Annotated in this window: 33 protein-coding genes; 3 read left to right on the top strand and 30 right to left on the bottom strand. The window is 66.0% G+C overall.

The window, feature by feature from the left end:
* Positions 1-229: 229 nt before the first annotated feature.
* The 11 genes from FHS44_RS10615 to FHS44_RS10565 all read right to left on the bottom strand — a co-directional run bounded on the left by FHS44_RS10615 (position 230) and on the right by FHS44_RS10565 (position 9,987).
* Positions 230-415 (bottom strand): hypothetical protein, encoded by a 186-nt coding sequence (locus tag FHS44_RS10615; RefSeq protein ID WP_184713803.1) that lies wholly within the window; start codon positions 413-415, stop codon positions 230-232.
* The gene (locus FHS44_RS10610; protein ID WP_184713802.1) at positions 397-2,310 is read right to left on the bottom strand and encodes a phage minor capsid protein; all 1,914 of its coding nucleotides are present in this window, start codon (positions 2,308-2,310) and stop codon (positions 397-399) included. Before FHS44_RS10610 ends, FHS44_RS10615 begins: the two co-directional genes overlap by 19 nt.
* On the bottom strand, positions 2,294-3,856 hold the full coding sequence (locus FHS44_RS10605) for a phage portal protein (RefSeq protein ID WP_184713801.1): 1,563 nt from the start codon (positions 3,854-3,856) through the stop codon (positions 2,294-2,296). Before FHS44_RS10605 ends, FHS44_RS10610 begins: the two co-directional genes overlap by 17 nt.
* 69 nt (positions 3,857-3,925) lie before the next feature.
* Entirely contained in the window at positions 3,926-4,186 is a 261-nt protein-coding gene (locus tag FHS44_RS10600; RefSeq protein WP_184713800.1) for a hypothetical protein, read from the bottom strand.
* 116 nt (positions 4,187-4,302) lie between these two features.
* Positions 4,303-5,247 carry a hypothetical protein gene (locus FHS44_RS10595; RefSeq protein WP_184713799.1) on the bottom strand — a complete coding sequence of 315 codons (945 nt, stop codon included), beginning with the start codon at positions 5,245-5,247 and terminating at the stop codon, positions 4,303-4,305.
* A gap of 12 nt (positions 5,248-5,259) precedes the next feature.
* Complete coding sequence (locus FHS44_RS10590; RefSeq protein ID WP_184713798.1) at positions 5,260-5,979, bottom strand: hypothetical protein; 720 nt, start codon at positions 5,977-5,979, stop codon at positions 5,260-5,262.
* 12 nt (positions 5,980-5,991) lie between these two features.
* Positions 5,992-7,107, bottom strand: a complete 1,116-nt coding sequence (locus FHS44_RS10585) for a hypothetical protein (RefSeq protein WP_184713797.1) — start codon at positions 7,105-7,107, stop codon at positions 5,992-5,994.
* A gap of 13 nt (positions 7,108-7,120) precedes the next feature.
* A complete protein-coding gene (locus tag FHS44_RS10580; protein WP_184713796.1) occupies positions 7,121-7,573 on the bottom strand; it encodes a hypothetical protein in 453 nt (150 codons plus the stop codon).
* Between the two features lies 1 nt (position 7,574).
* Entirely contained in the window at positions 7,575-8,045 is a 471-nt protein-coding gene (locus tag FHS44_RS10575; protein ID WP_184713795.1) for a hypothetical protein, read from the bottom strand.
* Positions 8,046-8,209: 164 nt separating this feature from the next.
* The gene (locus tag FHS44_RS10570; protein WP_184713794.1) at positions 8,210-9,496 is read right to left on the bottom strand and encodes a PBSX family phage terminase large subunit; all 1,287 of its coding nucleotides are present in this window, start codon (positions 9,494-9,496) and stop codon (positions 8,210-8,212) included.
* Positions 9,493-9,987, bottom strand: coding sequence for a hypothetical protein (locus FHS44_RS10565; protein ID WP_184713793.1), 495 nt, complete (start codon positions 9,985-9,987; stop codon positions 9,493-9,495). Before FHS44_RS10565 ends, FHS44_RS10570 begins: the two co-directional genes overlap by 4 nt.
* Before the next feature lie 786 nt (positions 9,988-10,773).
* Here FHS44_RS10565 and FHS44_RS10560 point away from each other — a divergent pair.
* Positions 10,774-11,271, top strand: coding sequence for an NUDIX domain-containing protein (locus FHS44_RS10560; protein WP_184713792.1), 498 nt, complete (start codon positions 10,774-10,776; stop codon positions 11,269-11,271).
* A 92-nt stretch (positions 11,272-11,363) separates the two neighbouring features.
* On the opposite strand, the gene FHS44_RS10555 is transcribed toward FHS44_RS10560, so the two are convergent.
* On the bottom strand, positions 11,364-12,407 hold the full coding sequence (locus FHS44_RS10555; RefSeq protein ID WP_184713791.1) for a hypothetical protein: 1,044 nt from the start codon (positions 12,405-12,407) through the stop codon (positions 11,364-11,366).
* A 350-nt stretch (positions 12,408-12,757) separates the two neighbouring features.
* Here FHS44_RS10555 and FHS44_RS10550 point away from each other — a divergent pair, with 350 nt between their 5' ends.
* Entirely contained in the window at positions 12,758-12,982 is a 225-nt protein-coding gene (locus tag FHS44_RS10550; RefSeq protein ID WP_184713790.1) for a hypothetical protein, read from the top strand.
* A 32-nt stretch (positions 12,983-13,014) separates the two neighbouring features.
* On the opposite strand, the gene FHS44_RS42720 is transcribed toward FHS44_RS10550, so the two are convergent.
* The 13 genes from FHS44_RS42720 to FHS44_RS10490 all read right to left on the bottom strand — a co-directional run bounded on the left by FHS44_RS42720 (position 13,015) and on the right by FHS44_RS10490 (position 21,084).
* A complete protein-coding gene (locus tag FHS44_RS42720; protein WP_376771582.1) occupies positions 13,015-13,227 on the bottom strand; it encodes a helix-turn-helix domain-containing protein in 213 nt (70 codons plus the stop codon).
* A 345-nt stretch (positions 13,228-13,572) separates the two neighbouring features.
* Positions 13,573-13,863 carry a hypothetical protein gene (locus FHS44_RS10545; protein WP_184713789.1) on the bottom strand — a complete coding sequence of 97 codons (291 nt, stop codon included), beginning with the start codon at positions 13,861-13,863 and terminating at the stop codon, positions 13,573-13,575.
* Between the two features lie 64 nt (positions 13,864-13,927).
* Entirely contained in the window at positions 13,928-14,656 is a 729-nt protein-coding gene (locus FHS44_RS10540) for a hypothetical protein (RefSeq protein WP_184713788.1), read from the bottom strand.
* Between the two features lie 138 nt (positions 14,657-14,794).
* Positions 14,795-15,634, bottom strand: coding sequence for a hypothetical protein (locus tag FHS44_RS10535; protein ID WP_184713787.1), 840 nt, complete (start codon positions 15,632-15,634; stop codon positions 14,795-14,797).
* Positions 15,635-15,882: 248 nt separating this feature from the next.
* Complete coding sequence (locus FHS44_RS10530) at positions 15,883-16,314, bottom strand: WhiB family transcriptional regulator (protein WP_184713786.1); 432 nt, start codon at positions 16,312-16,314, stop codon at positions 15,883-15,885.
* Entirely contained in the window at positions 16,311-16,796 is a 486-nt protein-coding gene (locus tag FHS44_RS10525; protein WP_221460644.1) for a RusA family crossover junction endodeoxyribonuclease, read from the bottom strand. The genes FHS44_RS10530 and FHS44_RS10525 overlap by 4 nt, the downstream gene beginning before the upstream one ends.
* Complete coding sequence (locus FHS44_RS10520; protein ID WP_184713785.1) at positions 16,793-17,041, bottom strand: hypothetical protein; 249 nt, start codon at positions 17,039-17,041, stop codon at positions 16,793-16,795. The genes FHS44_RS10525 and FHS44_RS10520 overlap by 4 nt, the downstream gene beginning before the upstream one ends.
* A 268-nt stretch (positions 17,042-17,309) precedes the next feature.
* Positions 17,310-17,753: a hypothetical protein gene (locus FHS44_RS10515; protein WP_184713784.1), complete on the bottom strand. Its 444-nt coding sequence runs from the start codon at positions 17,751-17,753 to the stop codon at positions 17,310-17,312.
* Between the two features lie 21 nt (positions 17,754-17,774).
* The gene (locus FHS44_RS10510) at positions 17,775-18,035 is read right to left on the bottom strand and encodes a hypothetical protein (protein WP_184713783.1); all 261 of its coding nucleotides are present in this window, start codon (positions 18,033-18,035) and stop codon (positions 17,775-17,777) included.
* A gap of 54 nt (positions 18,036-18,089) precedes the next feature.
* A complete protein-coding gene (locus FHS44_RS10505) occupies positions 18,090-19,484 on the bottom strand; it encodes a recombinase family protein (RefSeq protein WP_184713782.1) in 1,395 nt (464 codons plus the stop codon).
* Positions 19,481-20,443 (bottom strand): YqaJ viral recombinase family nuclease, encoded by a 963-nt coding sequence (locus FHS44_RS10500; protein WP_184713781.1) that lies wholly within the window; start codon positions 20,441-20,443, stop codon positions 19,481-19,483. The genes FHS44_RS10505 and FHS44_RS10500 overlap by 4 nt, the downstream gene beginning before the upstream one ends.
* 49 nt (positions 20,444-20,492) lie before the next feature.
* Positions 20,493-20,681, bottom strand: coding sequence for a hypothetical protein (locus FHS44_RS10495; protein WP_184713780.1), 189 nt, complete (start codon positions 20,679-20,681; stop codon positions 20,493-20,495).
* 49 nt (positions 20,682-20,730) lie between these two features.
* Positions 20,731-21,084, bottom strand: a complete 354-nt coding sequence (locus FHS44_RS10490) for a helix-turn-helix domain-containing protein (RefSeq protein WP_184713779.1) — start codon at positions 21,082-21,084, stop codon at positions 20,731-20,733.
* 234 nt (positions 21,085-21,318) lie between these two features.
* Between FHS44_RS10490 and FHS44_RS10485 the strand changes: the two genes are divergently transcribed.
* The gene (locus FHS44_RS10485) at positions 21,319-21,837 is read left to right on the top strand and encodes a hypothetical protein (protein ID WP_184713778.1); all 519 of its coding nucleotides are present in this window, start codon (positions 21,319-21,321) and stop codon (positions 21,835-21,837) included.
* Between the two features lie 5 nt (positions 21,838-21,842).
* Here the strand turns inward: FHS44_RS10485 and FHS44_RS10480 are convergent, their stop codons facing one another.
* The 5 genes from FHS44_RS10480 to FHS44_RS10460 all read right to left on the bottom strand — a co-directional run bounded on the left by FHS44_RS10480 (position 21,843) and on the right by FHS44_RS10460 (position 26,132).
* Positions 21,843-22,823, bottom strand: a complete 981-nt coding sequence (locus tag FHS44_RS10480) for a helix-turn-helix domain-containing protein (protein WP_184713777.1) — start codon at positions 22,821-22,823, stop codon at positions 21,843-21,845.
* 38 nt (positions 22,824-22,861) lie between these two features.
* The gene (locus tag FHS44_RS10475) at positions 22,862-23,149 is read right to left on the bottom strand and encodes a hypothetical protein (RefSeq protein WP_184713776.1); all 288 of its coding nucleotides are present in this window, start codon (positions 23,147-23,149) and stop codon (positions 22,862-22,864) included.
* A 978-nt stretch (positions 23,150-24,127) separates the two neighbouring features.
* Positions 24,128-24,334, bottom strand: coding sequence for a DUF397 domain-containing protein (locus tag FHS44_RS10470; RefSeq protein WP_184713775.1), 207 nt, complete (start codon positions 24,332-24,334; stop codon positions 24,128-24,130).
* A complete protein-coding gene (locus tag FHS44_RS10465) occupies positions 24,328-25,182 on the bottom strand; it encodes a helix-turn-helix domain-containing protein (protein ID WP_184713774.1) in 855 nt (284 codons plus the stop codon). The genes FHS44_RS10470 and FHS44_RS10465 overlap by 7 nt, the downstream gene beginning before the upstream one ends.
* 482 nt (positions 25,183-25,664) lie before the next feature.
* A complete protein-coding gene (locus tag FHS44_RS10460) occupies positions 25,665-26,132 on the bottom strand; it encodes a hypothetical protein (RefSeq protein WP_184713773.1) in 468 nt (155 codons plus the stop codon).
* Between the last annotated feature and the right edge of the window lie 418 nt (positions 26,133-26,550).

The following is a 26,550-nucleotide window of genomic DNA, read 5'->3' as shown; positions in this document are numbered from 1 at the left end:
GCACACTGCCCGGCCTACGGGCAGCCTGAAATGTCACAAGCGCTCCCGCTTGCGGGTTAGCCGCGCCCGGCCTACGGGCTGTCCGGCTGATCGTGCGTCCGTTCACCGGCTCGCACGTGGACCGTCTTCGACAAGGCGCCGACGACGGCGTGAGCGGTCACAGACATGTGAAAGGCCCGCCTGGAGCGGGCCTTTCACATGTCTTCAGCTGGTGTGACGGCGGTCAGGTCTAGGCCTGCGATGAGCCCTTGGCCTCGTCCCAGCTGTCCAGCAGCGCCTTGATGCGATCGCGACGAGCTTCGAACCGCGCTCGTTCCTCTGGAGACATCTCCTCCAAGCTGGGCGGATCGGCAATCAGAAGCCCGTCCTCATTGCGATACCGCATCTGCGGCTGGTTCATCTCGTCCCGATCCATCGCCACTCCACCACTAGGAGGCCGTCTGCTTCCTCAACCTTAACCACTTCGGCCTCTCCGTCGAGGATGAACTCCTCGGTGTGGCTCATGGAGCCGACCGGAGACAACTCTACCCCGGCCGCGTCGCCTATCTTGAAAAGAACCTGTTCCCCATCGACGGGCCTGAACAGATCGTTGCTGGTGTCTTCTGCATACATCAATGATCTGTCAAAATCAGGCGTGAAGGACGACACATTCAGCCGCTCTCTGTATCCCGGCTCATATTTTTTGAGGTCGCCCTTCATGCGCAACCCCTTGTAGGCCAAGGGCAGAGGCTTCGGATCCGCCAGCCACTGATTCAGCCTGAAGGCGGCGGCATGTAGATCCTTCCGCAGCTCATCCACTGTATATTCGCCGTGCCGAGGTCTGAGCGGCTTCGAGTGAAGGGTCATCCATTTGTCCACGGCTTCGTCAGGGACACCCTCGACGGTATGTCGTTCGAAGTCGAAGCCGTGGAAAGGTTCCTTCCCCTCCCGAAGGTTTTGCACCACTCGTTCGAGAATCTTCCGGCCACCGTATTGGTACTGGAGTAGGCCCGTGGTGCGTTCGTCCAGATCTTCGATGTAGCGGAAGTCGTCATCGGCTTCGATCATCACTCCGACACGGGGAGGGGGGTCCCCGCGTCTGCGCAGCCTGTGAGTCTTGGCGTCTCCCAAAAGCTGCCCGAACTGCGGCTCCTTGTCCGGTTCCGCCTTGTCGGCAGGGTCGCTTGCGTCCGTCCGCTCCGGTGGGAGTCCGCGATCGAACGCAGTTCCCTCCGCCGGGTCCCTCTCGGGAGTCGGCTCCTCCCGCCGCGGCTCGGCATCGGCGTCGGCCGCCGGTTCCCGCTTCGTCCCGTCGCGTTTGGCCGACTGCCTCTTCGGCTTCCCGCCCTCGGGCGTCGCGGCCGGTTTCGTCGGCGGCTTCGTCACTCCCGGCAGGTAGACCGACAGGGAGTGCTTGCAGTTCGGGTGGAAGAGGCCGGCGAGCCGGGCGTCGGCGACGGAGGCCGCGACGTCCACCTCGACCTGCAAGCCGTCTTTTATGGCGTGTTCCATCAGGCGGGGACCGGCGCCGCCGTTCTGGGTGAGGATCTTCCCTTCCCACGGATCGCACTTGGGGCAGTTGTACGGCGTGGCCGACACGATGACCAGGTCGAGCCCGGCGTCCCGCATCGTGGCCAGATGGCCGTCCACCGCGGCGCGGGCCGTCGCGGTCCGCATGGCCATGTCCACGTAGGCGGACATCTTCCAGGCGCGGCCGTTCTTGTCACGGAATGGCACCTCTGAGCGCAGCCGCCTCAGTGCGTCGCGGGCGGCCTCCTTGCGGGTGCGGGCCCCGGTGAGAACCTGACCGGCGGTGTCCGCGATGGTCTTGCGGTAGACGTCCTCCACGACGCGCAGCGCCGACAGATGCACCGCCGACAGCTTCTCCACGGTCTGCCGGGCGAGCTCGTTGACGCCTTGACCGGAGTTGATCAGGCTCTTGGCGCCCAGCTTGCGCGCGTCGCCGAGGACTTTCTCCAGCCGCTTGCGGACCTTGTCGTCGTGGACCTGGAGCACCGCCGAGGTGACCGCGGCGTCCATCCCGTCGGCCCAGGACTCCACCACGGCCCGTTCGGCGGCCTTCTTCGCCACCCGGTCGAGACGCCCGATGATCTGCTGGGCCTCCTTGCGGAGCCGGCCGATCTCGGCGAGCCGCTGTTCCTGCCAGCGGGCACCGTCCCGCTCGGTCTCGTCGCCGCCGGTCGCGTGCTTAGCGACCTTCTCCGCCAGCAGTCTCTCCGACTCGGCGTACGTCTCCGCCACCAGCCGAGCCCGTTCCAGCGCCCGCTGAACGGCCTCGTCCGGGGTCGGTCCGTCAGTCGTCTTCGCCATCGCCGGGGATGTAGGTCTCGGACAACTCCGTGGGATCGGGCAGGTTCAGCCCGAGCTCGTCGCGCAGACGCCGTATCTCGGCCTTGACCTGGGTGTCGTCCCAGTCGGGGTGCAGCATCCGGACCCGTGTCTCCACCGATGCGGACTGGGCGCGGTTGAGCATGTCGAGCGTCCGGCCGAGAGCCTCGGGGTCGGGCATGACGCCGTCCGGCCACTCGACGGTGGCCTTCTCCGCGACGACCTTGGTCCCGAACACCGCGTGGTCGATCGCGAGAAGCGCCTCGGCCAGCCACGCGAGCGCGGGCGTCCAGTAGTTGAGCTTCTTGCCGCGTGTCACGAAGGATCTGCGCTCGCGGGAGTGGATCTCCGTCGCGGTCGCCGCCTGCCCGTCGGCCGCCTCGCCGAAGCTCTGCACGCTGTAGCCCGCGCCGCGCAGGATCTGCGCGAGCAGCGACTTGGCGGTCTCCTTGTGCTCGGCGACGCGGATGGCGAACTGGGAGACGGTGATCATGCTCGGGCCGCCGTTCGCGGGCGGCATCATCCCGAGCCCGGAGTACACCTCGCGGTCCGGGTCCCAGGTCGACCCGCGGCCCCGGCCGGTGTTGGCGAGATACACCTCCGGGACGATGATCCTTCCCTTGCCGAGCCGCAGGTCCCGCATCCAGCTCGTGTACGTCTCGTCGAGCGCGTCCATCAGCGGCTCGACGCCTGCGTAGTCCGAGCGGCCGAGAGACGTGCCGCGCAGAGTTCTGTGCGGCTTCATGTTCGGCACGTAGTAGGTGAGCAGGCCTCTGTCGTAGCCGGTGTCGAGACCGCCCTCGGCGTCCACGACCTGGGCGAACCCGGCCGTCGCCGGGTGGTCCTCCAGGGGCGTCTGCATGCCGAGCCGTTCCCGGTCTCCGCGGTACAGGCCGTGGTAGACGCGGCCCGTCTCGTGGCGCTCCAGGTGCCGCCAGACGAACTTCTCCTCCTTGTGGAGGACCTTCCAGAAGGTGACCGCCCGCAGCCTGTTGTTGGCGAACTCCGGCACCGCCGCGTCGGCAGGGACCAGGTCCAGGATGGGATGGTCGGAGATCTCGCTGTTCCAGCCGACGCGCAGGTAGACCCCGCCGTAGGCGGAGCCGAGCTCGGCGGACTCCAGCAGCGTGCCGTACACACCGCCCTCGGAGAGGATCCTGTCCAGCCGCGCCTGTCCCTTCCGCCCGGGGACGCGCAGCGTGGGAGGCTCGCTGAAGAGCAGGTCGGCGCTCGTGGCCGAGATGTCGGCGGCGATCGGCACGTGCAGCTTCGTCGAACGGGACTGGCCCGCGGGGATCGGGCTGCCCCAGAACCACCGGGCCACCCGGCCGACGACGCCGCCGGCGTACTGCAGGGGCCGGTCCCAGCCCTTCAAGTCCAGGCCCAGACCGGGGGTCACCCCGGCGCCGTAGACCTGTGAGAGACGGTCCGGGTCACCGGAGTACCAGGCGCCCCACTGGGAGTAGAGCCTGTTCTCCGGCCGGATGTACGGAGGCGGCCATTCCATGTCACGGCCGGGAAGCGGCATCGTCGCCTCCTCTCTCTACGCAAGCGCCAAGGCTTGCGACATGTATGCGGTTATTTGGCTTCGGGATGCTCACGCCTGCTCCGGCCGGTGCCAGGTGCCGCCGCGGCGCGGCGGCGGGTTCACGCCGTACGTCTCGTGGTGTTCGCACCCGCCTTCGGCGAGGTCGCGGAAGGACATGCCGAACGGGTCGAGCACGGCGAGACCCACCGTGTTCCCGTCCGGGGCGACCTCGGTGACGATCGCGGCGCGGCACGGCAAGGCGTCCGCATCCTCCGGCGCGCCGTGTGAGACGTAGTGGACGACTTCGCCCACGGCCGGTGTCTGGCTCACGGGGCTCCTTGGATAGGTCTGGGCGTGGGTGAGCGGTGCGGCTGCCGGGGCGAGGCGGGCCTCACGGGCTCCGACGGCCGATGGGCCGTGCAGGAAGCGTCGAGACCGTCGCCGCGTCAGGTGACGGTGACGAGTCCGGAGGCGAGCACCGGCCGCTCGTCGGGACGGGTGACGCGGATCCATCCCTGATAGGTGCCGTCCGGCAGGACCACCGCGCCGGGCCCGACACGGATGCGAGCGACCGCGCCGCCCCGGTTGACGGCCCCCCACGAGGCCGGGTTCCACTGGCCTTCCAGCGGCTCGACGCCCGGAACGGTGAAGGCGATCTCCACCTGCTCCGAGCCGATCGCGTTGTCCACGTAGAAGCCCAAATACTCCAGCGACAACGAGCTCATCTGCTCCATCACCTGCCCCCTTCCGATGAGACGAGCGGACCAGGACCGCCGCGGCAGACGCACACGTAGCGGTGGGGTACGGCGGAGCACCGCCCGCGCCGTGTCGGTCTCGGCCACTTGGGCCAGCGTGCGGGCCTTCGTCCGGCCGACCGGCCGGACGGTGTCGGCCTCGGCGGCCTGGCCGAGCGTCACCGCCTCGGCGTACCCGAACGGGCGCGCGCTGTCGGTCTCGGCGATCTGTCGCAGCGTACGGATCTTGACGCTGCGGAACGGCTGGGCGGTGTCGGCCTCGGCGGTCTGAGCGAGGATCGGTTTGCTGCGGAAGGAGAATGCCATGCCGGTCTCGATCACCTGTCCGGCGAGCCGTACCTTCCGCCGGACGGCAGGCCGGACAATGCCGATCTCAGAGACCTGCTGGAGAACGGTGTTCTTGGCCTGCCGGGCCGGGTGCGCGGTGTCGCTCTCGGCGACCTGGGCCAGGATGCGGACCTTGGTCCGGGCCATCGGGAACGCCGTGTCGATCTCGATGGCCTGCTCGGTGACCTTCGATCTGGCCGCCAGGAACGGCAGCGTCTCGTCGGCCTCCACGACCGTCGCCAGGGAAGAGCCGCCCGTCGAGCGCCTGATGACGGAACGGTTTGGGACGCTACGCCCGGAGCGGGCCATCACTCACCTCCATCACCACGCGCTGGCGCGGTGAACCGCACAGGCGGGAATCAGCGGACGTTGCGGTGAGGAGGTGGCGGCAGCACGGATCTCGACGGCGGCCACCGCCCATCGGGTACTGGCGGACGCCTCGCCCGACTGAATGTCGAATGTCACGGAGGTTCCCGGAACCGGTGTGGTGGCCGCTTTGCGGATCGACATGCCCGACAGCCAGTTGCTGCCGGAGGACGCGCTGACGTTGAACGACTCGGCGACGTCCGTGCTGGCAGGCGTCGAGGTCTGGTAGTCGTCACTGGCCGCGCAGATACCGAGCGAGTCGGCGGCCGTCGAGGTGTAGGCGGAGAACGTCCAGTTCTGCACGCCGGAACTGTTTGTGCTGCCCGTCGTGCCGATCGGCTGCGTCATGTCCGCACCGGCCAGCACGTAGATCTTCAGCGCCATGGCAGCGGTCGTGCCGCCCCCGAAGAAGTCGAGTGTCCCGGTGACCGTCATGAACTGGGAGATCGCCGGTGCGGTGTAGATCGCGGCGATGCCGTTGGTGTTGATCTGGGTGACCCGCTGGGTCCACGACAGCGCCGAACCCGTGTTGGACAGCGTCATCGTCGAGTCGTACTTCGTCATCTGGCACGCCACCAGCAGCGCCCCCGCCGGTGGTGAAAACGAACCGGTGGTCACGCTGACGGCGTTGCCCGACACCAGCGACGGAGAGGAGGAATGGACCGTGATCGGCATGACGTCCTCCTCTCACCAGGTCGCGGTTCGATGAACCGCTGCTGGGGTGGCCGCGGGAACCTCTGGCCGGAGTTGCGCGGCGGACGAGACAGGGCCGAGCTTGGCCGGTCCGATCCCCAGATCGTCCAGATGCCAGTAGCCCGAGCCCGCCCCTCCGAGATGGAACTCGGTCGTGTCGGGTTTGCCACCCGGCCATGTGACGGTCGAGGAGATCACGTAGTCGTCGTGAATCGTCGAGTCGGGGTCGAGGTACGTCCACGCCTCGGCCGTCCCGCTGCCGAGGGAGTTGATGGTGTAGCGGAACTCCACGCGGCTCCACTGGCCGATGGGCAATGCTCGCCCGATCGTCAGCACCTTCGTCGTTGAACTGCCGGTGTAGACGTCGATCTCCCCGTTCGTCCAGAGCCACGCCTTGGAGACGATGCCCGAAGGCCCAAGGAGCGCGAACAATCCGGCGTAACCTGACAACTCCCCCACTCGGTGGATATACAGGCGTGAACAGAACACGTCACCGGGCTGAGAGACCTCACCCCAGTCGATATGGGTATCCGTCCCCGGAGCGGGGTTGACCACGGAAAGACCGCTCGTTCCGTGAAAGCGGGCGCTGCTGTACCGCGGCGTGCCCACCACGTTGTGGAAGGCGTCTCCGCTGACGCCGCCGGATTCACCCTCGACGATCGTCGCGCCGTGCGTTCCGCCGTCGAAGTTGTTCGTCATCTCCGTGACAGCGGCGTCACTGAAGGTCACGTCGTCGATGAACGCCGCGTCGAGACCGGCGTGCTGCGAGGAGTCCTTGGTGTAGCGGAAGGTGACCGTGGAGGCCCCCGTCACGTCCAGCTTGCCCGACGTGTTCCACGAGACCTCTCCGGTCTGGCTCAGCACCTCTGTCGAACCGACGAGAATCTTGAGGAAGTCGTATCCCGACTCCGAACTGACGCGGTACAGGAACGTCAGCGACTTCGCCCACGCCGGCACCTGTACCACCGCGTCAGAGGCGCCACCGGTGTCCGGGACCGTACCGCTCCTGTAGGACCAGCCGCCCGAGCCAGCCTCGGCGCTGGAGCGCGCCCAGGTGCCCGAGATCGATACGGCCAGCGAAGCGTCCTCGAAGTCCTCGACGGTCTGCACGCCGCCTCCTGACCTAGATCCGTTCCACCCAGAGCCCGGCGTAGATCGACACGGCCGCGGGGAAGTTCGCCCGGATGGCGAATCCCTGGCTGTTGGCCACGTCAGGGCTGTCGCCCAGCGGGTAGTCGTAGATGACCAGGCCCCCGTTGGGAGTGAGCGGCCAGGAGTCCACCACGTTGAGGGAGGTCGGCTCGGTCGTCGCGGTGTGGATCGCGGTCAGGCCATGCGCGATCGTCCGCCCGTACACCTGCTGCGGAGTGACGGCGGTGCCGACCCCGACCGCGCTGATCGCGACCAGTTCGATGAGACCGGGGACCCCGGAGGCGGAGACGCCGTTCAGGCCGATTCGCAGCTTCTTGGCCTCGAGCCCGAACGAGGCGGGGGCGATCACCGCCAGCGCGGTCTTGGTGATGTTGCTCGTCAGCGCCACGGGCGGGCTGAACAGGGAGTATCCGCACTTGGCCATGTCAGGCCGCCCTGTAGAAGCCGTTGGCGTCGACCTGGACGACGATGTTGCTGCCGTCCGGAGTGATCGGGAAGTCGTGCGCGGTCAGCGGGACGATCTGCGCGTCGGTGGCGGCCCCGGAGGGTTTGTAGCACACCAGGACCTTCGACCAGTTCGTCCCGGCCGCCACGCTGGTGTAGGTCTGGTCGGGGATGTCGAGGTCCAGCCTGTCGTTGGCGTCGTCCGGGCTGAGCACGTTGAGGTCGGCCGCGGCCAGGACCTTGCGGGTGTAGCCGGTGTTGGTCACCTCGTCCGTCGCGCCGGAGAGCACGTCGGCCAGGGTGTCCTTGTCCTTGAGGACGGCGTCGGACTCGATGCCGGTCGCCGACAGGGCGACCAGCACCAGCGCGGATCCGGAAGGGTCCTGCACCTTCACCCGGTTGTAGAGCTCGGCGACGCGGCCGAGCGCGATGTTGAACTTGAAGTCGGCCACAGGGCCCTCTCCTCTGGGTCGGTGGAGACGTTGACGGTGTGGTCCCGGTCCGCGCTGCCCCTCAACAACGGGACCGGGACCACACCGGGGTGGCTCGACGCACGGACGGGAAGGTCCGTTGCGGAGCGGGCCCGCCCAGGGCTGCGAACTCCTGGGGCGGACGTCTACTTGTGGTTCGGGATCGGCTCCAGCAGCTGCGCCCACGCGGCCTGTGTGGTGTGCAGGCCGTACCTGGCGGCGTCGAGGGAGTGGTCGTCGGTCTTCACCGGCGCGTCGTCGCCGCGTTCGGCCTTTCTCTCGTCCCAGCTGTAGGAGCCGATCTCGCCGAGGAAACCGTGACAGGAGCGGTGAACCCTCAGCTGGTCGGCCGCGATGAGGTTGCTCACCGTGCGGATGCCGTCCAGGACGGAGTTGTCGCCCATCATCGGCAGCAGCCCGTCGCGGTGCAGCTGGGTGATGAAACTGGCGGCGGACGGGTCCACGATCAGCCACTCGGGCTTCACCCCGTGGGTGCCGGGCCCGTAGGAGTCCGGGATGGTGTCCAGCCACTCCTGGAGGCGGGCGGAGTACTCGGCGTCGGTCAGCTGCCGCCGCTCCGCGCGGGAGTCCCAGCGCAGCTCGGAGGCGATGTGGATGCGCCGCTGGCCGCCGGAGTCCGGGGTGGACACGCCGATCAGCAGCGCCGCGAAGGGGTTGACGGTGCCGTAGTCGATCCCCACGGACAGCCAGCGCTCCATCAGCGGGACGTCGTCGACGATGTGCCGGTCCGGATCCCACATGTCGTAGATCGCGCCCTCGGCCATGCACCACTCGCCGAGGACGTACCTGCGATACCAGAGGCCGCTGTACTCCGCCTTGAGGTTGGCGACGTAGACCGGGTCGAGACTGTGGTTGTCGTCGAGCTGGAACTGCCACCAGCGCAGGTCCAGCGCGTGACTTCGCAGGAGGAAACGCTTGCGGAGCCAGTGGTTGGGGGCGTCAGGGTTCGTCGTGCAGAAGATCCTGCTGCCGGGAACGGAACATCGGGCGAGTAACTGGTCCCAGAACGCCTCCGGGATCAGGGTGACCTCGTCCACGTACGCGCCGGCGCACGTCATGCCCCGCAGACGGGACTCGGCGCGCGCGTCGTTCGCCGAGATGATCTCAACTCTGCGACCCAGGATGTTCGCAGTCGGAGCCCCACGGTTGTAGAAGATCTTACGAGCCACCGGGCCGGTGAGCGCCGGGTCCGTCAACGGCTCGAAGACGTTCCTGCTGATCGTGTCACTTGTCTTACCAACGATCACCAGGCTGCCGCCGCGCGGGGCCTGCGAGACGTACATCAGCCATCTGAGCAGTGACGCGATGGTCTTCCCCGACCTCACCGCGCCGGTCCAGACGTTGATGCGCGCGGTGGACTCCGCGATCGACCTCTCCTGCTTGGGCGACAGCCGCACCAGGCCCAGGCTCACCCGTCGTCCTCGTCGTCCAGGTCGTCGTCACCGGGCTCCAGCTCGCTCACGACGTGGGCCTCGACGACCTCGCCGGGGGTGTGCCTGGTGCGCAGCGAGTCGAACAGCGCGCCGAGCAACGACATCATGTCGCCGTCCTGGGCGCCGTTGCGGTTCATCTGGTCCAGGCCGAGCAGGTAGGTCCTGCGGGTGATCAGCTTCTCGCACGCCTCGACGGCCTTGACGTCGCCCTCGAGGGCTTTCGGCCACAGCGAGGCCATGAGCCGGTCCAGTCGCTTGATCTCGATGTCGAGCAGCTGCTCCGCCGACTCCTGCTGGGCCTTGCTGGCGGCGGCCAGCGCCCGTGTCATGTCCTTGGACGCGGAGCGAGCACCACCCTTGATGTTCAGCCGCTCCGCTATGACCTCGTAGCTCAGACCGGCCAGTCGCATCTGCACGATTTTGGCGCGCCGTTCGGCGATTTCAACTCTTTTCGCGAGGGGGACAGTCATTCAACAGCACCCCTTATGCCATCGATGAGGGTTACAGGTATCACGCGAAGACCTGTTATGCCGACCAGGAGAATCCTGCGAACCCGTGTCACGCCGCTCCGGTCTCGGGGCAGCGTTACTCTCGGCTCCGTCAATTCGGCGACGTGGGCGGGGGGCGGAGCCGAATCGGGTGCGTCGTGCGCTCTCCCTTGGGAACATCGGGGCTCAGGCGTGGAAGAAAGACACCGTGCGACAGGAGGGTTCACGAGGCTACGAGAGAGTTTCACCAGAATTTGGCACGTTGAGATACTTGTCCCACGATGGCGCCCATCCTACGCACGCTTGTCAATACGAGAGAGTTTCACCAGAATTTGGCACGTTGAGATACTTGTCCCACGATGGCGCCCATCCTACGCACGCTTGTCAAGCTGTCACAATCGGAACTGCCGCCGAAGTCCATGGAACGCATGGAACATGGAAACGCTGGCGCATTCTTACCAGGAGCCTTGCGAGCAGCTTCCTTGCAGAAGGCGATCCAGTATCGGGAAGCACAGAGACAGATTCAGACGATCCTCGACACCCCGTGTGTCCGTGCATCATCGGACAGGACCCACTCAGAGGTTGAGGCATAGAGCCGACGCGCCCTCCTTGATGTCCTTGACAAGGGATTCGCTTCTCACCCCTCTAACCGGGACGGTGATGCCGCCCTCCACGCCGGTCACGAGGAGTGATCTACACTGTGAGTCAAGCTGCGGCGATTGGGAAGATGGACTCTCGCGCACAACCCGACCCGAACGGAACTTCGACGTGAAAAGACTCGTCGCCGTACTTTGGCGACTCATCAAGGGCCCCCTCCAGTGGCGGGCCCTCTGGATCTGGCACGCAAAGTTCATGGTCGGCGTCACCGGCGTCGTACGTGACGCCGACGGACGCGTCCTCTTGCTGAAACACCGCCTATGGCCTGAAGGTCGCCAGTGGGGGCTCCCAACCGGCTATGCCAACAAGTCTGAGACTTTTGAGGACACCGTCGTTCGCGAGGTTCGCGAAGAGACCGGACTCGAGGTTCGCGCCACCCGGCTGCTCCACCTCAAGAGTGGCTACAAGCTCCGGGTCGAAGTCTTCTACGAGGCCGAGCTCGTTGGCGGGACCTTAAGCATCGACTCCACTGAAGTTCTCGAGGCCGAATGGGTGTCTCTCGACTCCCTCCCCCCAGGCCTCCAGGAAACCCACCGTCACCTCATCGAGCAAACGGCACCGCCCCCTCCCCCCTCCGGCTGGGGAGGGGGGAGGGGGTGTGATGCCTAGCCGTCGATCCCCCGCGCCGTGCCTGCCCCAGCCGTCACGCGGAAGAGCACCCGGCAAGCTCTTTCGCTTGCCGGGTGCTCAGCATGTCACCGCTAGCCGTTGACTCCCGGCTCAAGGCCGACGTAAGCGGGCGAACGGAACAGTGCGGGGAAAGCGCCCTCGCCGTGTCGCCGGTCCAGCCACTCCGTCAGTCCGGCGAGTCGTCCGCTGATCATGGCGGTAACGATCAGCGAGTGCAGCTCACTCGCGCCGCTTCCTCCGATCTCGGCGAGGAATCGCCGGTAAGGAAGGTTGACACTCTGTGCGTACCGCCTGAGAGCGGCGCGGTAGTGGTCGGCGGTAACGCCGTCCTTCCGGTAAGTGGGAAGCGCGATCAGGTCGTCATCCGTGATACTGCCGGTGACGTCGCGGTAGGCGAGCCGGTCGATTCCGTCGCGCGGTTCGGTGATGCCCAACCGCGCGGCGGTTTCACGCGCGATGGTCGCCGCTTCCATGTCGGTCGCCCCCTCCATGATCACGCCGAGATTGCGCGTTGACTGCGCTCCCTGCGCGTCCCTCACGGAGTAGGACACGCCGTCCTCACGTCGCCGATTGACGCCGTAGCACGAACGGTAGACCTCCCCCTCGGAAGTGCGCGCGTACTCCCGGAAGGAACCGAAGTGCAGGCAGTCATGGGCATACGCCCTGAGCAGGTCCAACCCGGCTTGCGCCAGGTTTTCGGCGTCACGCTCGTTCAGGCACCCGAAACGGGTGATGAGCGCTGCCATCTGAACGTGCCGGTATCCCTGGTTGGGGTAGTGGAAGCCACCAAAGGCCCCCTGAGTCGTGGATCGGGTGCCGACCCACACCCGATCAGTCGGCAGGAACCTATTGAGCCCCAGAAGGCGGTACCGCTCCTTCATGAGGTCCATGCCGGTGCGGACGACCGCCTTAACGGTCTCGTCTCCCATGAGCAGCACCCAGGACAGGAGAGAGAAGGTAACCGCCGGGTGATCCTGGTTGAGGGTGTGCAGTGCCCGCGCGGCGGTCAGGTGGCCGATGATCTCGTCACGGTCCGTTTCGCTGCCCATGATGTGCTCGTTGGGCGTGAGGTGATCAGGGGTCGAAGGAACGTAGATCAGGTTGCTGTCATCCATGACGGTGCTTCCTCCCGTGTGCGTGGGTTCGCTGGATAACGCAAGCGCTTTCGCTTGCGTGTTGCTGCCGCGTCTGCGAAGTCGCACCATCGGATGCGCCTACGGCGTAGGCGGCACGGCTGGACTCGCAAGGGAACGGCGTGAGGCCGATCCCGCGAATCCGAGTGAGTGTCATCACGTGGAACATTTTTGTTCCTAGCCCAAGAGACACACAAGAGGTTTTGATCACTAATTCATTGCTTTTAAATTACGAACACATAACTAGCCCTTGAGGGGTGGCCGACCTTCTGGGACGGCATTGATCGCGGACGAGACTTCCTTAGTGACTTATTTGTCTCTAGAGTGAGAACGTGACTGACGACCTGACCGTTGAACAGCAGACCGCCCTTGACGAACTTCGCCAACTTCGCGCGGAACTCCAGGCGGTCAAAGATCGTCAACGAGAGGCAGCCATCCACGCTCGCAGAGAGTTGAACCTGCCGCAGGCGGCTGTGGCCGAGGCGCTCTTCGGACGCGCCGACGAGGCGTCGCGTCGTCGGCTGTATCGCTTGGTCAGTTCCAAAAGCGCCAAATGAGCTGATCGGCTCTCGGTGAGGGTCGGCCTCATTCACCCATGCAGCTTTAGGGGCACCCTTGGCCCCTTCCGGCCGCGGGACGCTCTCCGCTCTCGCTCGACCTCGAGCAACTCCCGCACGTTCACGAACCGGTGCCCGCCGACTTCCACGCACCGCAACCGGCCCGCCGCGATCCAACGGTTTACCGTCGAACGCGACACCGCCGCCCGCTCCCCCGCCGTACCGAGGTCGATCCAGCTCCGCATGTCTCCGATCATGGAGTACGCGGCGAGAACCGCCAATTCGGAGGCGCGTCAGGAGGGACGACGGTCGCGCGGAGACGGCTTGGGCGGTCCCCGATCGGGGGCGAGGCGCTGTGGTCGTCTCTGAGTGCGCGAAGTGGCGGGGGCATCCATGGGCCGGATGGGCTGCGTTCGCGCCTCACCGTCAATCCTGGAGCCGCCTGGCGTGCGTCCCTTGCGGCTTTGTACGCGTATTTCGCGAATACCTAGTCAAGGTCAACCCCATCGACGACAGGAACCGGGACGAGGCCGTTGTCCGGCCGCCCGTCGTGATGGCTCCACGGTCACCATGACGTTCCCCGTCCTGGATCACGACTGCTCCCGGCGTTCCGGGTGGGTGAGCCCGAGCCGCTGGCGGACGAGTTCGGCTCCGCGACGGGCTGTCTCGGGGTCGAGAGGTTGCCTGTTGCCCGTCCACGGAACGGGTTTGCGGGCATTTGTGAGGCGCCAGCCCCGGCCGAGCATGTCGGTGAGGAAACGGAGGGCGAACAGGTCGGGGTCGACGCGCTCCTGCTCCGGTAGCTGCTCGCGCTCGCGAATGCGGTAAGCGAGTACGGCGACGGCCGCTCGGGTGGCGCGGTTGAGTCGGTTGTCGGTCATGGATCGTGTGTCTTTCCGCTGGCGTCAACGCTTGTGTGTCGGATGGGGCTGAGGAGTCAGGTGATCACGTCGACGCCTTCCGGTCGGCGGCGCAGCCTCGGCAGGGTTCGGGGAGCCGGTGGATCTCGCAGGTGTGCGCGACGGCGGCAGCGGCCCGAGCCGGGGAGAAGCTTTTAGGAGCTGGAGAAGGACCAGGAGCCGTGCGCGACGCGATGTGCGCGTCGCGCGCGCACGCGAGGACGAACGCTTCCCCGGAGGTTTGGTACAGGGTTCGGGTGAAGGCTGCGGGGAACCCTTGGGGGAACCCTTCAGGAAAGGTTCTCGGCATCGACTCGGCGAGCCAGGGCGCCAGAACCTCCTCCCATGTCTTCTCGTGACCGACGCGCGGCTCCTCGTTGAGTAGCCGATACACCTCGACGACGAGTACCGCCTTGAGAAGTTTCGACCCGACGTTCGCGAAGTCCTTCACCGTCGCGCGAGCGATGTTCGGGCTGTCCAGGATGCCGTCGTGGCGCAGGAACGACCGGATCAGCATCTCCTCGGTGTCCTCGTCCACGACGACATAGCGCGCGTCCTGCAGTCGTCCCACCGCCCGGCGCAGCTTCGGAACCGTCGAATCGGCCGCGAGCCCGGCCCAGCGCTTCAGTGTGAAAGGCACCACCCCGCAGTAGGACAGGCCGGGCTGGGTGAGGGCGAGCATGAAAACGCGTTGCTCGTCCCCACGCAACGCCCGGAAGTCGTCGTCGCTCCACGTCTGGTACCGGATACGGCCGTGCTCACGAGCCACTGTCATCCCTCTTCATCGGTTGTCCACAGGTGTTTTGTCGCACGATGAGGGAATCGAGCGGTTCAAGCTGTACCCGATCATGCAGCGTCGGGTCTTCTCGTGCCCACCGTCGTCACGGCGTCCCACGCGCCTCATGGATGTCCATCAGCCAGCCCTCGCCCTCACGCGGGATCGAGCCTTGTCCAGATACGCAGGAGTGACGCCGAGTCGTTCGGCCACCTGGTCGCGGTCGAGCCCTGTGCGCGTCAGGAAGTCGGCGTCCTCGGCGAGGGCCTGGTCTCGGGTGACCTTGGCGCCAATATCCGGCACGGCGTCCAGGTCGTCGATGTCGTCCCATGCGGCCAGTGGCGCCCACCCCTCGCGGATCGCCCGGTTGCGGACGATCGACACGGTACGGCGCTGCTCGCGGGTCGTCCGCGGCGGATCCTGGTCGAACAGCCGCGCTGTGACAGTGCGAATCACGCGGGCCTGCCACGCCTGAACGACCGTGGCGGCGATGAGGACCCTGTCGAGCTGCCAGCGAGGAACGCCGGTCGGCTCGGCGACCAGAGGCGTCGACCAGCCGCGCGTCATGAGCGCCTGGAGGCGACGTCGGCTGCCCGTCGCGTTGATACGCATGTCGTCGAGCAGTTCGTCGAGGTCGGCGGTGACGGCGAGCAGCCGGGCACCGGTCTCGGACCGGACGCGCGCGGACGGTGCTTTCCCCGGCTCGCCGTACAGGATGACGTCGACGGCTCTGCGGCGTACCTTCGCCAGCTCCGCTACCGAGTCGTAGGAGATGTAGCGGCGCAGGTGGAGCAGGTGCGCGCGCACCGGTTCAGCGTCTGTCCACGGTTGCCAGCGCCCGTACGCCTGGAGCCGGTAACGTTCACGCGCGTACGCGGCCGAAGCGGCCTTGCAAGGGTCGCAGCGGCATTTGGCCATTACATAGGTGGTGTAGGCGCCGTGTTCACGTTCGGACGTGAGCTGGTCGAGGCCGGTCATGACTGCTCCCTTCCGGGGGATGCGGTGCCCCCAACGAGCCGGTTTCCTGCCCGTCGACAGTCCGCGAGGCCGACTCCCCGCACAGGTCGCAAAGAGACGTGTTCATGGGAAGCAGGTTCCCTCGTCTGTTCTTTCCATAAGCGGTTGTGCTTGCGGCATAACGGCATCGCACAGGGTCGTCTGAATGCCGACGACGCGGCCGTTGACAAGGACGGGGACCCCTTCAAGGTCAGGGACGAACGTTCCGTTCATGAGGCTCGCTGTTCTTTCCCGGTCTGGTGGGCCTCCTGCCGTTGTCGCGCCCTCCGCTGATATGCGGCTTTCGCGTTTTCTCGCTGGCAGATCAGGCACATGGACTGCCGCCCGCCTCGGCCGGTTTTGCGGCGTCCGAACTCGGCCAGCGGCTTCACCTCGTGGCAGGTGTTGCAGCGTCGTTCGCCTTCGAGAACGCCAGTGCGACGTTCCTCTCGAGTGAGCCCGCCAAGCACCATGTCAGGATCCTTGAAACCGTTGAGCTCGTGGGCCCAAGCCCGGCAGTCCTTGAGGACGACACAGCGGGCGCACAGAGCCTTGGCCCTGACGATGTCCTGGTCTGTCTTGGAGTCCATGAGCTTGCCCTGACCGCCGCAGGCGGCGTCGGCGTGGAAGTCGGGAACGGGCCCGAAGAGGGACGGGATCACGCTTCGACCTCATCGATCCGGTCCTGAACCGTCCAGATGCGGATGACCACGCCTGACTCGGGCAGAGCGTCAGGGTCGGCAGCGCCGACATACAGCTTGCGCGGCTTGTGGTAGGCGACGACCCGGGCGTCGTCGGCCCAGATTCCGGCGCCGGTCAGCGCGTCCTCCGTGGATCTGATCAGCTTGGACAAGTCGGGATAGACGGTGTGGTGCCGTCGTTTCACTGTGCGGCCCCGGTCGAAGGTGAAGCAGAACTCCACCAGGAGCGGCGCGTCCAGGGTCACCCAGCCGGGACCGGCCGCCAGTTCAGCGGCCTTCTTGACGGCCTCCCGCCAGGGCCCCACCTTCCTGGACGACTCCTGCACCGAGACCTTGCCGGTGAACTGCCGGTTCGCCCCGCGTCCCTTGTAGATGGCGCGGGCTTTCTTGCTGCCCTGCGGGCCGGGCACGCCGTAAGCGGTGATGGTCAGGAGTGGTGTCACCGACGCCACTCCTTCGGGGGCTTGATGCTGCTCAGGCCGTGTTCCTGGACGTAGAGATCCCAGACTCGGTCGTCGAGCCGGTCAGGAGCGGCTTCGGTGGCACGCACCTGGGTGTGGGCGGCTGCCAGGTCCGCGTGCCGTTTCCTGCGCTGAGACCGTCGATGGTCGAGCCACATCCCGATTATGAACAGCGACCAGCATGCGACGGCGAACCCGCCGACGTAGGCGAGCAAGTCCTTGATCATGCTGTTTCTCCTTCCTTCTCCTCCGGGCCTCGGCCGACGTCGAGCCTTTCCGCGTGTCACCTGGCCGGAGACGGCGAGGTTCAGCCCGAGCCCGCCGAGTGCGAACCAGGTACGGGTCGGCGGCCACGGCGGGCCGAGCACGGGCTTCTCCTTGGGGCGGGGCGCTCGCCGGCCTCGGCGCGAGGCTTGGGGGCCGGGGCGGAGGAGAAGCCGTACGACTCCGGTGATCACCGCGATCACGAGGAACGACGAACGCACTTTCGGGTTGTTAGGCGACGGCCTCGTCCGCCGGAGCGTTGAAGACGCGCTCCACGACCCGGCCGAGGCGGTCGTCCAGTTCACCGATCCCGGCCGGGTCCAGGATGGCGGGTCCGTGAACGTGGGATTCGTCGGCGTGGCAGGGGGCGCCGGTCTGATGGACGACACCCTGGGCCGTCGGGGCGCCGCACACGCACAGGGCGGCCGCGGTGGCGCGCTGCTCGACGGCCCTCTTGAGCTGGCCGATGCGAACCTCGAGGTCACGACGGTAGGCGTGGACGACGCGTTCCAGCTTGTCCGCGATGGCGGCTGCCTCGGTGAGGGCCGTCAGGTCGTGGCCCGGAGTAGGAATGCGATCCATCCCGATGATGAGGGTTATCTCCTCCAGGCTGGCCTGGTGATAGACCTGATCAGCCGAGAGGGTCGTGTCGGCGACGAACACTTGTCTGATCATGAGGGGATTCCTTTCGGGAAATCAGTCGGTGGCCGGTGTGTCGCGTCTGGCCCTGTACTGCCGGGCGCTCTGCGCGGACTTGCAGACGACGCAGCGGCAGCCCCAGTTGTGGTAAGCGCCGGACGTGCCGTGGGGAACCAGCTCGGGATGGTCGACGGCACGCTGACGGAGCCGGACTCTGGTGGCACGTAGTCGCTCGCGGACGGCCGTGGTGCAGGGCTCGCAGCGGCAGCCGGTGTTGTAGGTGCTGGCCCTGCCGTGGACGCGTTCAGTCGTGGTCAAGGAAGCCTGCTTTCGGTGAGAGGACCGGCGTGACGCCGATCCCGGAGATGACGGCTACTGCTGGTCCGCGGTGGAGGCGTCAAGGATCGCGCTCCACAGGTCGATCTCGCCGTTGGTGGCTTCCAGCCTCTCCAGGAGGAGGGCGATGTCGGCGTCGGTCAGTGTGTCCGGCGTGGTGACGGTGCGACGGAGCACCGTTGAGGTGTCGCGGAGCCGGTCGTCCACGGCGACGACACCGAGCTCGTCGAACAGCGAGCCGACGCGGGTGAGCCGGGCGTTGCGCTCGACCTCCATCTCGACACGCAGTTCCCTAAGAGCGGCTATCACCGCGCCGGCCTCGTCATGGGCGAGTTGGCTGCTGCTGGTGATCGGCCGCTTGAGGAAGTCGGACAGGAAAGCGAACCGCCGTTCGTCGTTCACGGCGGTGGAGCCCTTGCCGGTGACGTTGGTGACGCCGCACTCCCTGAGGAGCGCGTGCATCTCCGACAGCTGCGCCTTGCTGATCATGACAATGGGTTCGGCGCTCTCCGCCTCCTCGACCAGGTCGGCGTCCTGGATGTCCTCGTTCGTCGAGGACTGAGCGAGCCGTTGCCCGGATCGGTCGGCACGGGCCCGTTCGTCCTGGTCGAGCGCGTGCATGACCTGCGTCGCTTCGGCGCCGGTCAGTTCGTGGGTGCCTTTGACCGGACGGCCGACCACCTCGCTGAGGTAGACGGGGGCGCTCTCCCTGGTGTGGCCCTGGGCCACCATCGCCGCGCCGATCGCGTTGCGCTGGGTTATCGTCGCCCCCTCCGGATCGGCGTCGGCCGCCGACAAACGCGGTTCGTCGGTGGAGACCTGCTCGGCGGTGACGCCCAAGGCCTCGCCGAGCGACCGTCCCTGAGACTGCCTGGCCTCGGTGATGACGACGGAGCCGTCCTCGTTGACCTCGGCGCCGAGCTCCTCGGGGGTGTACCCGATGCCACGCAGCGCCTCTTCACATGCCTCGCGGGCGACCTCCGTGGTCGCGCGGGCCTTCAGCATGGCCTCGGGATAGTTCTGCCAGACCGCCTTGCCCGTGAGCTTCGCCGCCTGGGCACGGGCCAGGGTCCATTCGGAGCGGAACTCGAAGTCCGGGTCGTCCTTTCGCATGATCGTGGCGACCGCCTTGGTCGCCTTGCCGTTGTCGTCGCGTTCCACCCATACCCGCAGCCGGTGGCCTGCGTCACGCACCAGTCCGGAGATCAGTCCGGCGGAGGCGCACGCACGGCCCTCGATGATGTGGACGCCGAGGATCGCGGCCATGGTGGAGACGCCGATCGACTGGCCGAACTCGATCGCGTACAGCACGTTGCCGGGGTTGTTCTGATACTGCCGGGGCAGCAGGTTCGACACGGCGAGCGCCTTGGCGTAATCCTGGCGTTCGACCAGGCCGCTGTTGCGGACGGCGGGCATCGTTTCGACGGTCACAGGTAAGCTCCAACGAGGTCGGTGACGTCAGGAAGGTTCGGCTCGAATTTCAGGTACGGCACACCGTTGACGCCCTTGGCCGTGCGGGTGGCCAGCAGTTCGCCATTGAAGTAGGCGCGATAGGCGGTGCCCATCGCGGCCAGCAGCTTGGACTTGGCGCTCGTGACACGATCCTGGGCTGTCTCCAGTTCCTGGAGCGCGTCGATGACCTCGACGCCGAGGCTGGTGTCGACCAGGTGTTTCCGTTCGCGGTCGATCATGGGGTGTCGGCGGCGCAACGTCTCGTAGGTCGCCTTGCGGGTGTCCAGCGGCGGCGCCTCTTCCAGAAGCAGAGAGGCGATGAACGCCTCCCCCCTCAGCCGCATCTCGGCGGCGGCCGCCGGATCGTAGTCGACGACGTACTCGCGGAACTCCAGCCTGCCGGTGAGCACGGCGACATAGGTGACCGGGAGTCCGAGCACGTCCATGTACCACTGGACCTGCGTCATGTAGTAGAGAGGGATCTCATCTGTTCCAGGCCTCCCCCAGTCACGGCCGTCGGCGTCGGTTTTGATCTCCAGAAGAGCGGACGCCACGGCTCTGACATCGACGTCCTCCGCGGCGGTGGGCGGCGGAGCTTCGCAGATCAGCCGGTCGGGGTTGGCGAGTTGCCACCCCCGCTCCTTGTGGACGTAGGTTCCGGCCTTGTGCACGCCCCACTCTGGGTGCCGGTCGGCGAACCAGGCGGCGACCCCCGCTTCGAGGTAGTGGCCACGAGCCTGGGCGGCTGTCTGCGGCTCAGTCCCGACGAGTTCGGCCATCTCGCACCATAGGCCGTAAGGTGACTGCCACTTCGACAGTCCGAGCACGGCGGCGACGGAAGAACCACCGAGCCGGTTTCTCCGTGCGGCGTGCCACTCGGGCGAGCCGGAAGGCCAGGCTCCGAGTTCCCGGCCGGTGGGGGTGCGAAGGCCGGTCATCGTTCACCGTCCTGTACGGCGTGGTGGACGAGCTGGCTCTGGCCCGGTTTCATGCGTGGCGCTCCTGCTGGTACTGCCATTCGGTGAGGGCGTCGAGTGGAGTACCGCCTCGCCATGTCGGGCGGCTCCGGCCGGGGGCACGACGCCAATCGTCGGTGTTGCGGGCGCTTCGGATGCTCTCCAGGTATTCGGCGATCTCGTCGTCGGTGGGAGGCTCGGTGAAGCCGGACGGCGTCATGCTCGCGGCTCCTGCATGGACTTGGCGGCCCCGCTTTGAGTTCGCGTGGTCACCGGACGCCGTCGGCCTGGGCGATGCGGTCGGTGATCTGACGGAGTTGAGCTCGCCGAGACTTGATCAGCCTGTTCAGCTCGGCGAGCTCCTGTTGAGCCGCAACGAGTTGGGCGGGTGCGTATCGGCGGGTCAGGTGCTCGACGAGGGCCTGTCGAGGGATGCGGAAGCTCTTGTTATGGACGGCGATGGTGCCGAGCTGGCCTGAGTGGATCAGCCCGAGGATGGTGGAGTCGCTGACGCGAAGGGCGCGAGCGGCCTCCCGAACGGTCCAGACGGTTTCACCGGCGGGGACGACGGCGTCGAGGATGCCGTCGATGAGAGCCTCCATGCCGTCGCCAGAGGTGCTCATCAGGTCCTCCTTCCGCGTCGTCGGTCTGGTTGGCTGAGGATCTACCTGCACAGTCAGACGCTATCCGGTTGTACGCGAAAGTCAATAACTTTCGCGTAATTCGCGAAACATTAGAAGATGCTTGATGTTCGAGTATCACTCGTAGCTACTGGTAATCCGCGTACACGCTGGTACGGTTGGCACTACAGGCGTGAAAACCACAGGTTCCCGGAGAACACGAAGGAGGGTGGTGTCGTGGCTACGAGAGGAAGCGGCTCGTCGTTGCCGCTTGAGGCGGTTTTGATCCGCACCCTGCGAGAACGTCCAAGCGCGCTCGCACGCAAGATGAGCCTCGCCACCGCCTTGGAGCGCCTGGCCGAGGTCAGCGACGACGGCGTCGGCTTCTCGGACGGCACATGGCGCAACATCGAACACGGCCGGAAGATCGCCGACGACTGGGAGCTCGTCCTCATGGCGCTCGTCGTCGGAGCCACCCCCGCACAGCTCAAGGAGGTCGGCAGGCAAAGCGCTGCGGAGCTCCTGAGTAGAGAGATCAACAAACGGGCCGAAGTCGAGCTGACGACCGCGGATCTGGACCTTGACGACATCCCCGATGAGACCAAGCAAAAACTGTTGCGTCAACTGGCCGAGATCAGCCGTCTCCCCGGAGCGACCGAACAGGACCGGGCGGAGATGAGAGCGGTCCTGTTCGGCCAGCTGAACACGCTCCTGGACCTTCACGCCGCACAGTTGCGGCTGATGCGGGCCAAGTAGGGACCTCAGGAGGCTTTCAGCTTCGGCATCCAGTCACTGTTGGCGGCGATCCAGCCGAGCTGAAAGCGGTTCTTCGCGCCGGAAAGAGTGAGGAACTCCGCGACCCTGCGCGTCAGCGTCCGTTGTGAGATGCCCAGCGTATTGACGATCATCGAGTCTGTCGCCCCCTCCACGAGCATGCGGAGAATGGCGACACCTTCCTGGTCGAAGACGTCATTGCTCGCCCGCCGCTTCCGCCTGCCGACTTTCTCCTGGGTTCGCACCCAGTACGTGCCCGCCGGGATGGCGGCATCCCACCGCATGTCGAAAGCCGCCAGGACGACGGTGAGCATCAGACCGGGGCGGATCATCAGTACGGCCCCTGTCTCTCCGTCGCGGGGCATGATCGCCAGCTCGCCGTCCTTGGCCAGCAACTTCGTCGGCAGGTCCTCGTCCGTGACGCGGATCTCACAGCCGCTGTTGTGCGACTTCTGAAGGTCTCTCCGCGCTTCGGGGTCGGCGAACACGCGAGCCTCGACGAGGATCTTGCACTGGGTCTCGTGGGGAACCACCTCGTCCACCAGTTCTGTGACGAATTGGAACGGGTGGGTGTACATGGCCCTCAGCTCGTGAACGGCGGTGTCGCGGATCGTGGCGAAAGCCGCCTTGACCGCCTGGGGTTCGGTGAGCACCTCGACGGGGTTGTCCATCGAAACCCGGTTGTTGAGGTTGGCGTGATACTGCACGATCAGGTCGTTCAGTGCCCCCTTAGCGGTCGTGTACTGCTTGTGAGCGCGAAGCACGTTCCCGCTCAACACGCTTTCGGGGTTGCACGCGATGACGAGGTCCTCCCCCGAGGTGAGCCTCTTGTCGATCAGTTGGAGCAGGAGCCGGTCGGCGGCGTCACCGAACGTCTCGAGAATGTGTTCGCGTCGAACGGGGCTGTTGGCCAGGACGAACTGATAGAGGTTGCTTTCCTCCTCGCCAAGCCCGAGCACCTGGTACACCTGTCACTCCTTGTACGGCTTCTGAATTCAGCGGTTTCTCAACGAAGCGGCGCAGGTACGGCCATGTCCTGCTCATGGAGAAACCCCAGTTCGTACGCGCGCAGAGCAGTCGCCGCGCGGGCGCGCAAGGCGCGCTGGTGGGCGCTCCAGACTGTCCTCGCCAGAGGAACGGTGAGCGTCCAGGCCAGGAGCAGCAGGAGGGCGTGCGGGCTTACGACCGCAGGAGTGGTTAGCATGATCACGACGGTGCCGACCGCGACCGTCCACCCCAGGATCACGGTGAAGGCGCGAACTCTCCAGTTCCAGTCGCGCGTGGCTGGCGGCATGGGATCTCCAGGAAGTCATGGAAGGGAATGAAGCTTGGAGACCGGATTACCAGCCGCTGCCATGCATCTGATTTGCCATGAGCGGGGTGGGCGACGGAGACGGCTCGGCGGGGCCTGGGGCGGTTTCAGGCTCGGGCTGCTGTGCCGAATCGGAGGCGGGTAGCGGCGCCGACTCCTCATGCGGGAATGGAATGTCCGGCACGGTCTGTCCGAGGGTTTGCTGGGAGATCACGACGGGTTCCTCGGCGGACGCTTCACTCGGAATCACAGTGATTACGGCGAGTACGGCGACGACCGTCCCTAAGGCGGTCGTGACAGCGCGGAGACCGCGGCCGGTCCAGGCAGCGAAAAGCCGACGAGTGGTACTCATGGATAGTCCTTTCACGAAGAACAAGTTCCCATCGCGGCTGACTGTGCGGGGAACTGACAGTTAGCTAGCAAAGCAGGGGGACCATGGAAACCGTCTTCCACGCCCGATGTCTACGGATTCGAGTGGCTTGTTTTGGCCATGACGCTAACGCGCCATGTGCTATGACCCCTGCGGACCCGCCAGCTACGGATGGTAACCCATCCCGATCTACAAGATCGTAACGATCGGCTATCGTCGCCTGTGGGGACGGTAGCACGGGAATCCCATGGGTGTCATAGTGTCACCTTCGAAATGGAAGACGCCGCCAATAAAAAGAAGGTTTACATGAGACGGGCAATTCAAGGAGTGGCGTCACTGGTTGCTCTGGTGGGCGCGGGAGCATGTCTGGTCATCAGCGTCATCACGCCTGATGTTCACGAGCATCCAGTTCTGACCCCCGCCTACATCGCCCTTCTGAGCTTGGCCGGGGCACTCGCTTTTCCTCCGCTGTCGCGTGGGCCCGTCCCTCTGTCTCCGGCCGACGCATATCGGCAAGGGCGACGTGACGGCCGGGCCCTACATCGGCGCTAGACGATGTAGGCCGCCGCGTCCTTTGCCAGGAGCGGCGGTCACTCTCGCCACTCCGGTAAGTCGAACTCGCCGGCGAGCACCGCGTTGCGGAAGGTCCACCACTCGTAGGGCGTGAAGGACAGCACGACGCCGGCTCCTTCAGGCTTGGTGTCGCCGACCTCGACGCGGTTGCCGTTGCGCCGGACCTTGACGCAGCCGTCTGCTGTTTCCGACCAGCTGCTCTTGTGCCATTCCTCGTTCAGCATCCCAGTTCCCGGGCGGTGCGGTGGATGAAATCGACGGACTTCTCGGGAGTCAACGCCTTCGCCGCGAGGCCGTCGAATCGGCGCTCATAGTCATGAACCATGCCGACCTCATTGGTGATGATCTCGTTGGGAGGCGTCTCGAAGAACACGTGCCTTTCGTCTCCGGGCAGTGACAACAGCACGAAGGGCCCTGAGAACCCTGGGTGTGTGCCCACACGGTCCTCCAGAACGCGGACGGTCACATGGGGCCACGTCAGCATGAACATCAGCCTGGCCAGTTGCTCCGCCATGGCCTGCCGACCGCACACGGGGCGGCGCAGGGCCTGCTCGCCAACCACGACGTCGAACCGGATCGGATTGTCGCAGTCCAGCAACCTCTGCCTGGCGATCCTGGCTCTTACCCTGTGTTCGATCTTCGGCTCGGCCTGCCCTGACAGACCTGCAGTGAAGACCGCCCTGGCGTACTCCGGGGTCTGGAACAAACCGGGAATGAGGAAGGGCTGCCAGGAGCGCAGTTTCACCGCCTCGGTCTCCAACGCGACATACTCCCCCAGGACGTCGCCGAAAGGCTGCCACCACGGGGTGGAACGAGCCTGCCTGACGAGTTGTGAGCACATCTGGCGAATCTGCTCGTCGGCTTCGTAGGCGTCGAGCAGATCGGCGACGTCCCCGTACGCGGGCAGGGCCTCAGCCGTTTCGATCCTGCTGAGCTTGGCCCGGCTCCATGGACGCCGCGTGGACCTCAGGCCGAGGGCAGCGTCGTCCAGCGTCCATCCTCGTTGCCTGCGGAGATCACGAAGGATCTGGGCGAGGTGAAGTTGGCGGCGTGGCGGGCTGATGCGCTGCATTACGGGATTGTCCATGCCGGTGAGGACTCCAACGCGAAAATAGCATGATCTTTTCGTTAACGTGATGAAGAGCCATTTACCCCCTTTGGCACGCTTTTGTGGGGCAAACACGTCAAGAGGCATGAAAGTTCAGGCTCTCCGCCCTTGGGGCGGGCCAGCTTGAGAGGTTGAGCCCGGCCTGGGGCGGTCTTCGGGCAGACGCCTGGCCCGGCGGGCCCCTTGGGCTGGAAGCTCTTTCGGTCGCGCCGCTCTTTGACCTCATGACGAGCCCCCGGGCGCTGTGCGACACCGGGGGCTCGAAACGGGTGTGATGACACTCAACACCCGTGCGAGAGCTGAATCTAGCTGTTGCGGACCGTATCGACAATCGGCCGAATCTCGTGGACCCGCAACTTTTTCCCTCTCGGGCCGGCGGCTTTGGTCACGGCGACGACGCTCTAGCGCTTGATCGGCGGCTCGCCCGGCGGCGGATCCATCAACGGTCATGATGACATCCCCTGGCCGCTGAGAATCTCTTTCGTATGGGCCTCGTACTCCGCTGCAGACCACAGATCGCCACAGCCGCCGAGGTCGGTGTCGCACTCGATCCAATCCTCTCCCGCCGTACGGATCAGCGCTCGAAGCTCGCATGAGGGGCAGGGCCCGATCAATTGCTGCACGTGGACGGTCCACGGCGCCAGCCCGTGAGCGGCTCGTCGCAGTGCTCCCACCTCCTCGATCATGTCGGGGATCCACTCCTGTCCGGCAGCCCACGCGCTGTGCCGGGTGAGAAAGGCCGCCAATGCGGGAACGTCGGCCGTAGTGGGACATATCAGACCTCGCTGCTCGCACACCAACCATGCCCAGCTTTTGAGGGTGGAGGGGATGGACGGCGGCCCTACCTGGTCCTCGTCGTCCCCTCGAAACGGGATCGCCCCTTCGTTGATCATGCACAGGATGTCCAGCCGCACCGGAACCGGGGCGTCCGCCCGGCCCCCGGACACCTTTTCGCCACCGGTTACGCCCGGGAGCACATGTTCACCCAGCCACCGCATGAGCGTCGCCGCCGCGCCAAGATCACGCCGTAATCTGCTGGAGCAGTTCCGGCAGATCAGTTGTCCGGTTACGGCTTGCCGCGGGCCGTCGCCACAGCGTGGGCCGACACACAGGGCACTCTCACTCAAGAGGGACCTCCGTCGCACTGTTCTACTAGCGGTAGCGCTTGCGGAATAGCGCCTAATTCTGACAGCTCATCGGCCCAGCGCCGTCACCGAATGCAGGAGCGCCGCGATCCTCCACGATCGACGGCCGACACGGCTCGATTCACGAACCAGATGGCATACTCCCGGTTCCTTCGAGACTGGATGGTCGGCGAACATCGACGGACCA

Origin of the sequence: Streptosporangium saharense (genome assembly GCF_014203715.1) — a bacterium.
Taxonomy (GTDB): domain Bacteria; phylum Actinomycetota; class Actinomycetes; order Streptosporangiales; family Streptosporangiaceae; genus Streptosporangium; species Streptosporangium saharense.
The sequence above is the reverse complement of the archived record's forward strand: the minus strand, read 5'-3'. Positions and strand labels throughout refer to the sequence as shown.

Bases quoted from the DNA above. Each gene is read 5' to 3' on its own strand.
- FHS44_RS10615 (WP_184713803.1), bottom strand. From the start codon at position 415: ATGGATCGGGACGAGATGAACCAGCCGCAGATGCGGTATCGCAATGAG.
- FHS44_RS10610 (WP_184713802.1), bottom strand. From the start codon at position 2,310: ATGGCGAAGACGACTGACGGACCGACCCCGGACGAGGCCGTTCAGCGG.
- FHS44_RS10605 (WP_184713801.1), bottom strand. From the start codon at position 3,856: ATGCCGCTTCCCGGCCGTGACATGGAATGGCCGCCTCCGTACATCCGG.
- FHS44_RS10595 (WP_184713799.1), bottom strand. From the start codon at position 5,247: ATGGCCCGCTCCGGGCGTAGCGTCCCAAACCGTTCCGTCATCAGGCGC.
- FHS44_RS10590 (WP_184713798.1), bottom strand. From the start codon at position 5,979: ATGCCGATCACGGTCCATTCCTCCTCTCCGTCGCTGGTGTCGGGCAAC.
- FHS44_RS10580 (WP_184713796.1), bottom strand. From the start codon at position 7,573: ATGGCCAAGTGCGGATACTCCCTGTTCAGCCCGCCCGTGGCGCTGACG.
- FHS44_RS10565 (WP_184713793.1), bottom strand. From the start codon at position 9,987: ATGACTGTCCCCCTCGCGAAAAGAGTTGAAATCGCCGAACGGCGCGCC.
- FHS44_RS10555 (WP_184713791.1), bottom strand. From the start codon at position 12,407: ATGGATGACAGCAACCTGATCTACGTTCCTTCGACCCCTGATCACCTC.
- FHS44_RS42720 (WP_376771582.1), bottom strand. From the start codon at position 13,227: ATGCGGAGCTGGATCGACCTCGGTACGGCGGGGGAGCGGGCGGCGGTG.
- FHS44_RS10545 (WP_184713789.1), bottom strand. From the start codon at position 13,863: ATGACCGACAACCGACTCAACCGCGCCACCCGAGCGGCCGTCGCCGTA.
- FHS44_RS10540 (WP_184713788.1), bottom strand. From the start codon at position 14,656: ATGACAGTGGCTCGTGAGCACGGCCGTATCCGGTACCAGACGTGGAGC.
- FHS44_RS10535 (WP_184713787.1), bottom strand. From the start codon at position 15,634: ATGACCGGCCTCGACCAGCTCACGTCCGAACGTGAACACGGCGCCTAC.
- FHS44_RS10520 (WP_184713785.1), bottom strand. From the start codon at position 17,041: ATGATCAAGGACTTGCTCGCCTACGTCGGCGGGTTCGCCGTCGCATGC.
- FHS44_RS10515 (WP_184713784.1), bottom strand. From the start codon at position 17,753: ATGATCAGACAAGTGTTCGTCGCCGACACGACCCTCTCGGCTGATCAG.
- FHS44_RS10500 (WP_184713781.1), bottom strand. From the start codon at position 20,443: ATGACCGGCCTTCGCACCCCCACCGGCCGGGAACTCGGAGCCTGGCCT.
- FHS44_RS10495 (WP_184713780.1), bottom strand. From the start codon at position 20,681: ATGACGCCGTCCGGCTTCACCGAGCCTCCCACCGACGACGAGATCGCC.
- FHS44_RS10490 (WP_184713779.1), bottom strand. From the start codon at position 21,084: ATGAGCACCTCTGGCGACGGCATGGAGGCTCTCATCGACGGCATCCTC.
- FHS44_RS10475 (WP_184713776.1), bottom strand. From the start codon at position 23,149: ATGCCGCCAGCCACGCGCGACTGGAACTGGAGAGTTCGCGCCTTCACC.
- FHS44_RS10470 (WP_184713775.1), bottom strand. From the start codon at position 24,334: ATGCTGAACGAGGAATGGCACAAGAGCAGCTGGTCGGAAACAGCAGAC.
- FHS44_RS10465 (WP_184713774.1), bottom strand. From the start codon at position 25,182: ATGCAGCGCATCAGCCCGCCACGCCGCCAACTTCACCTCGCCCAGATC.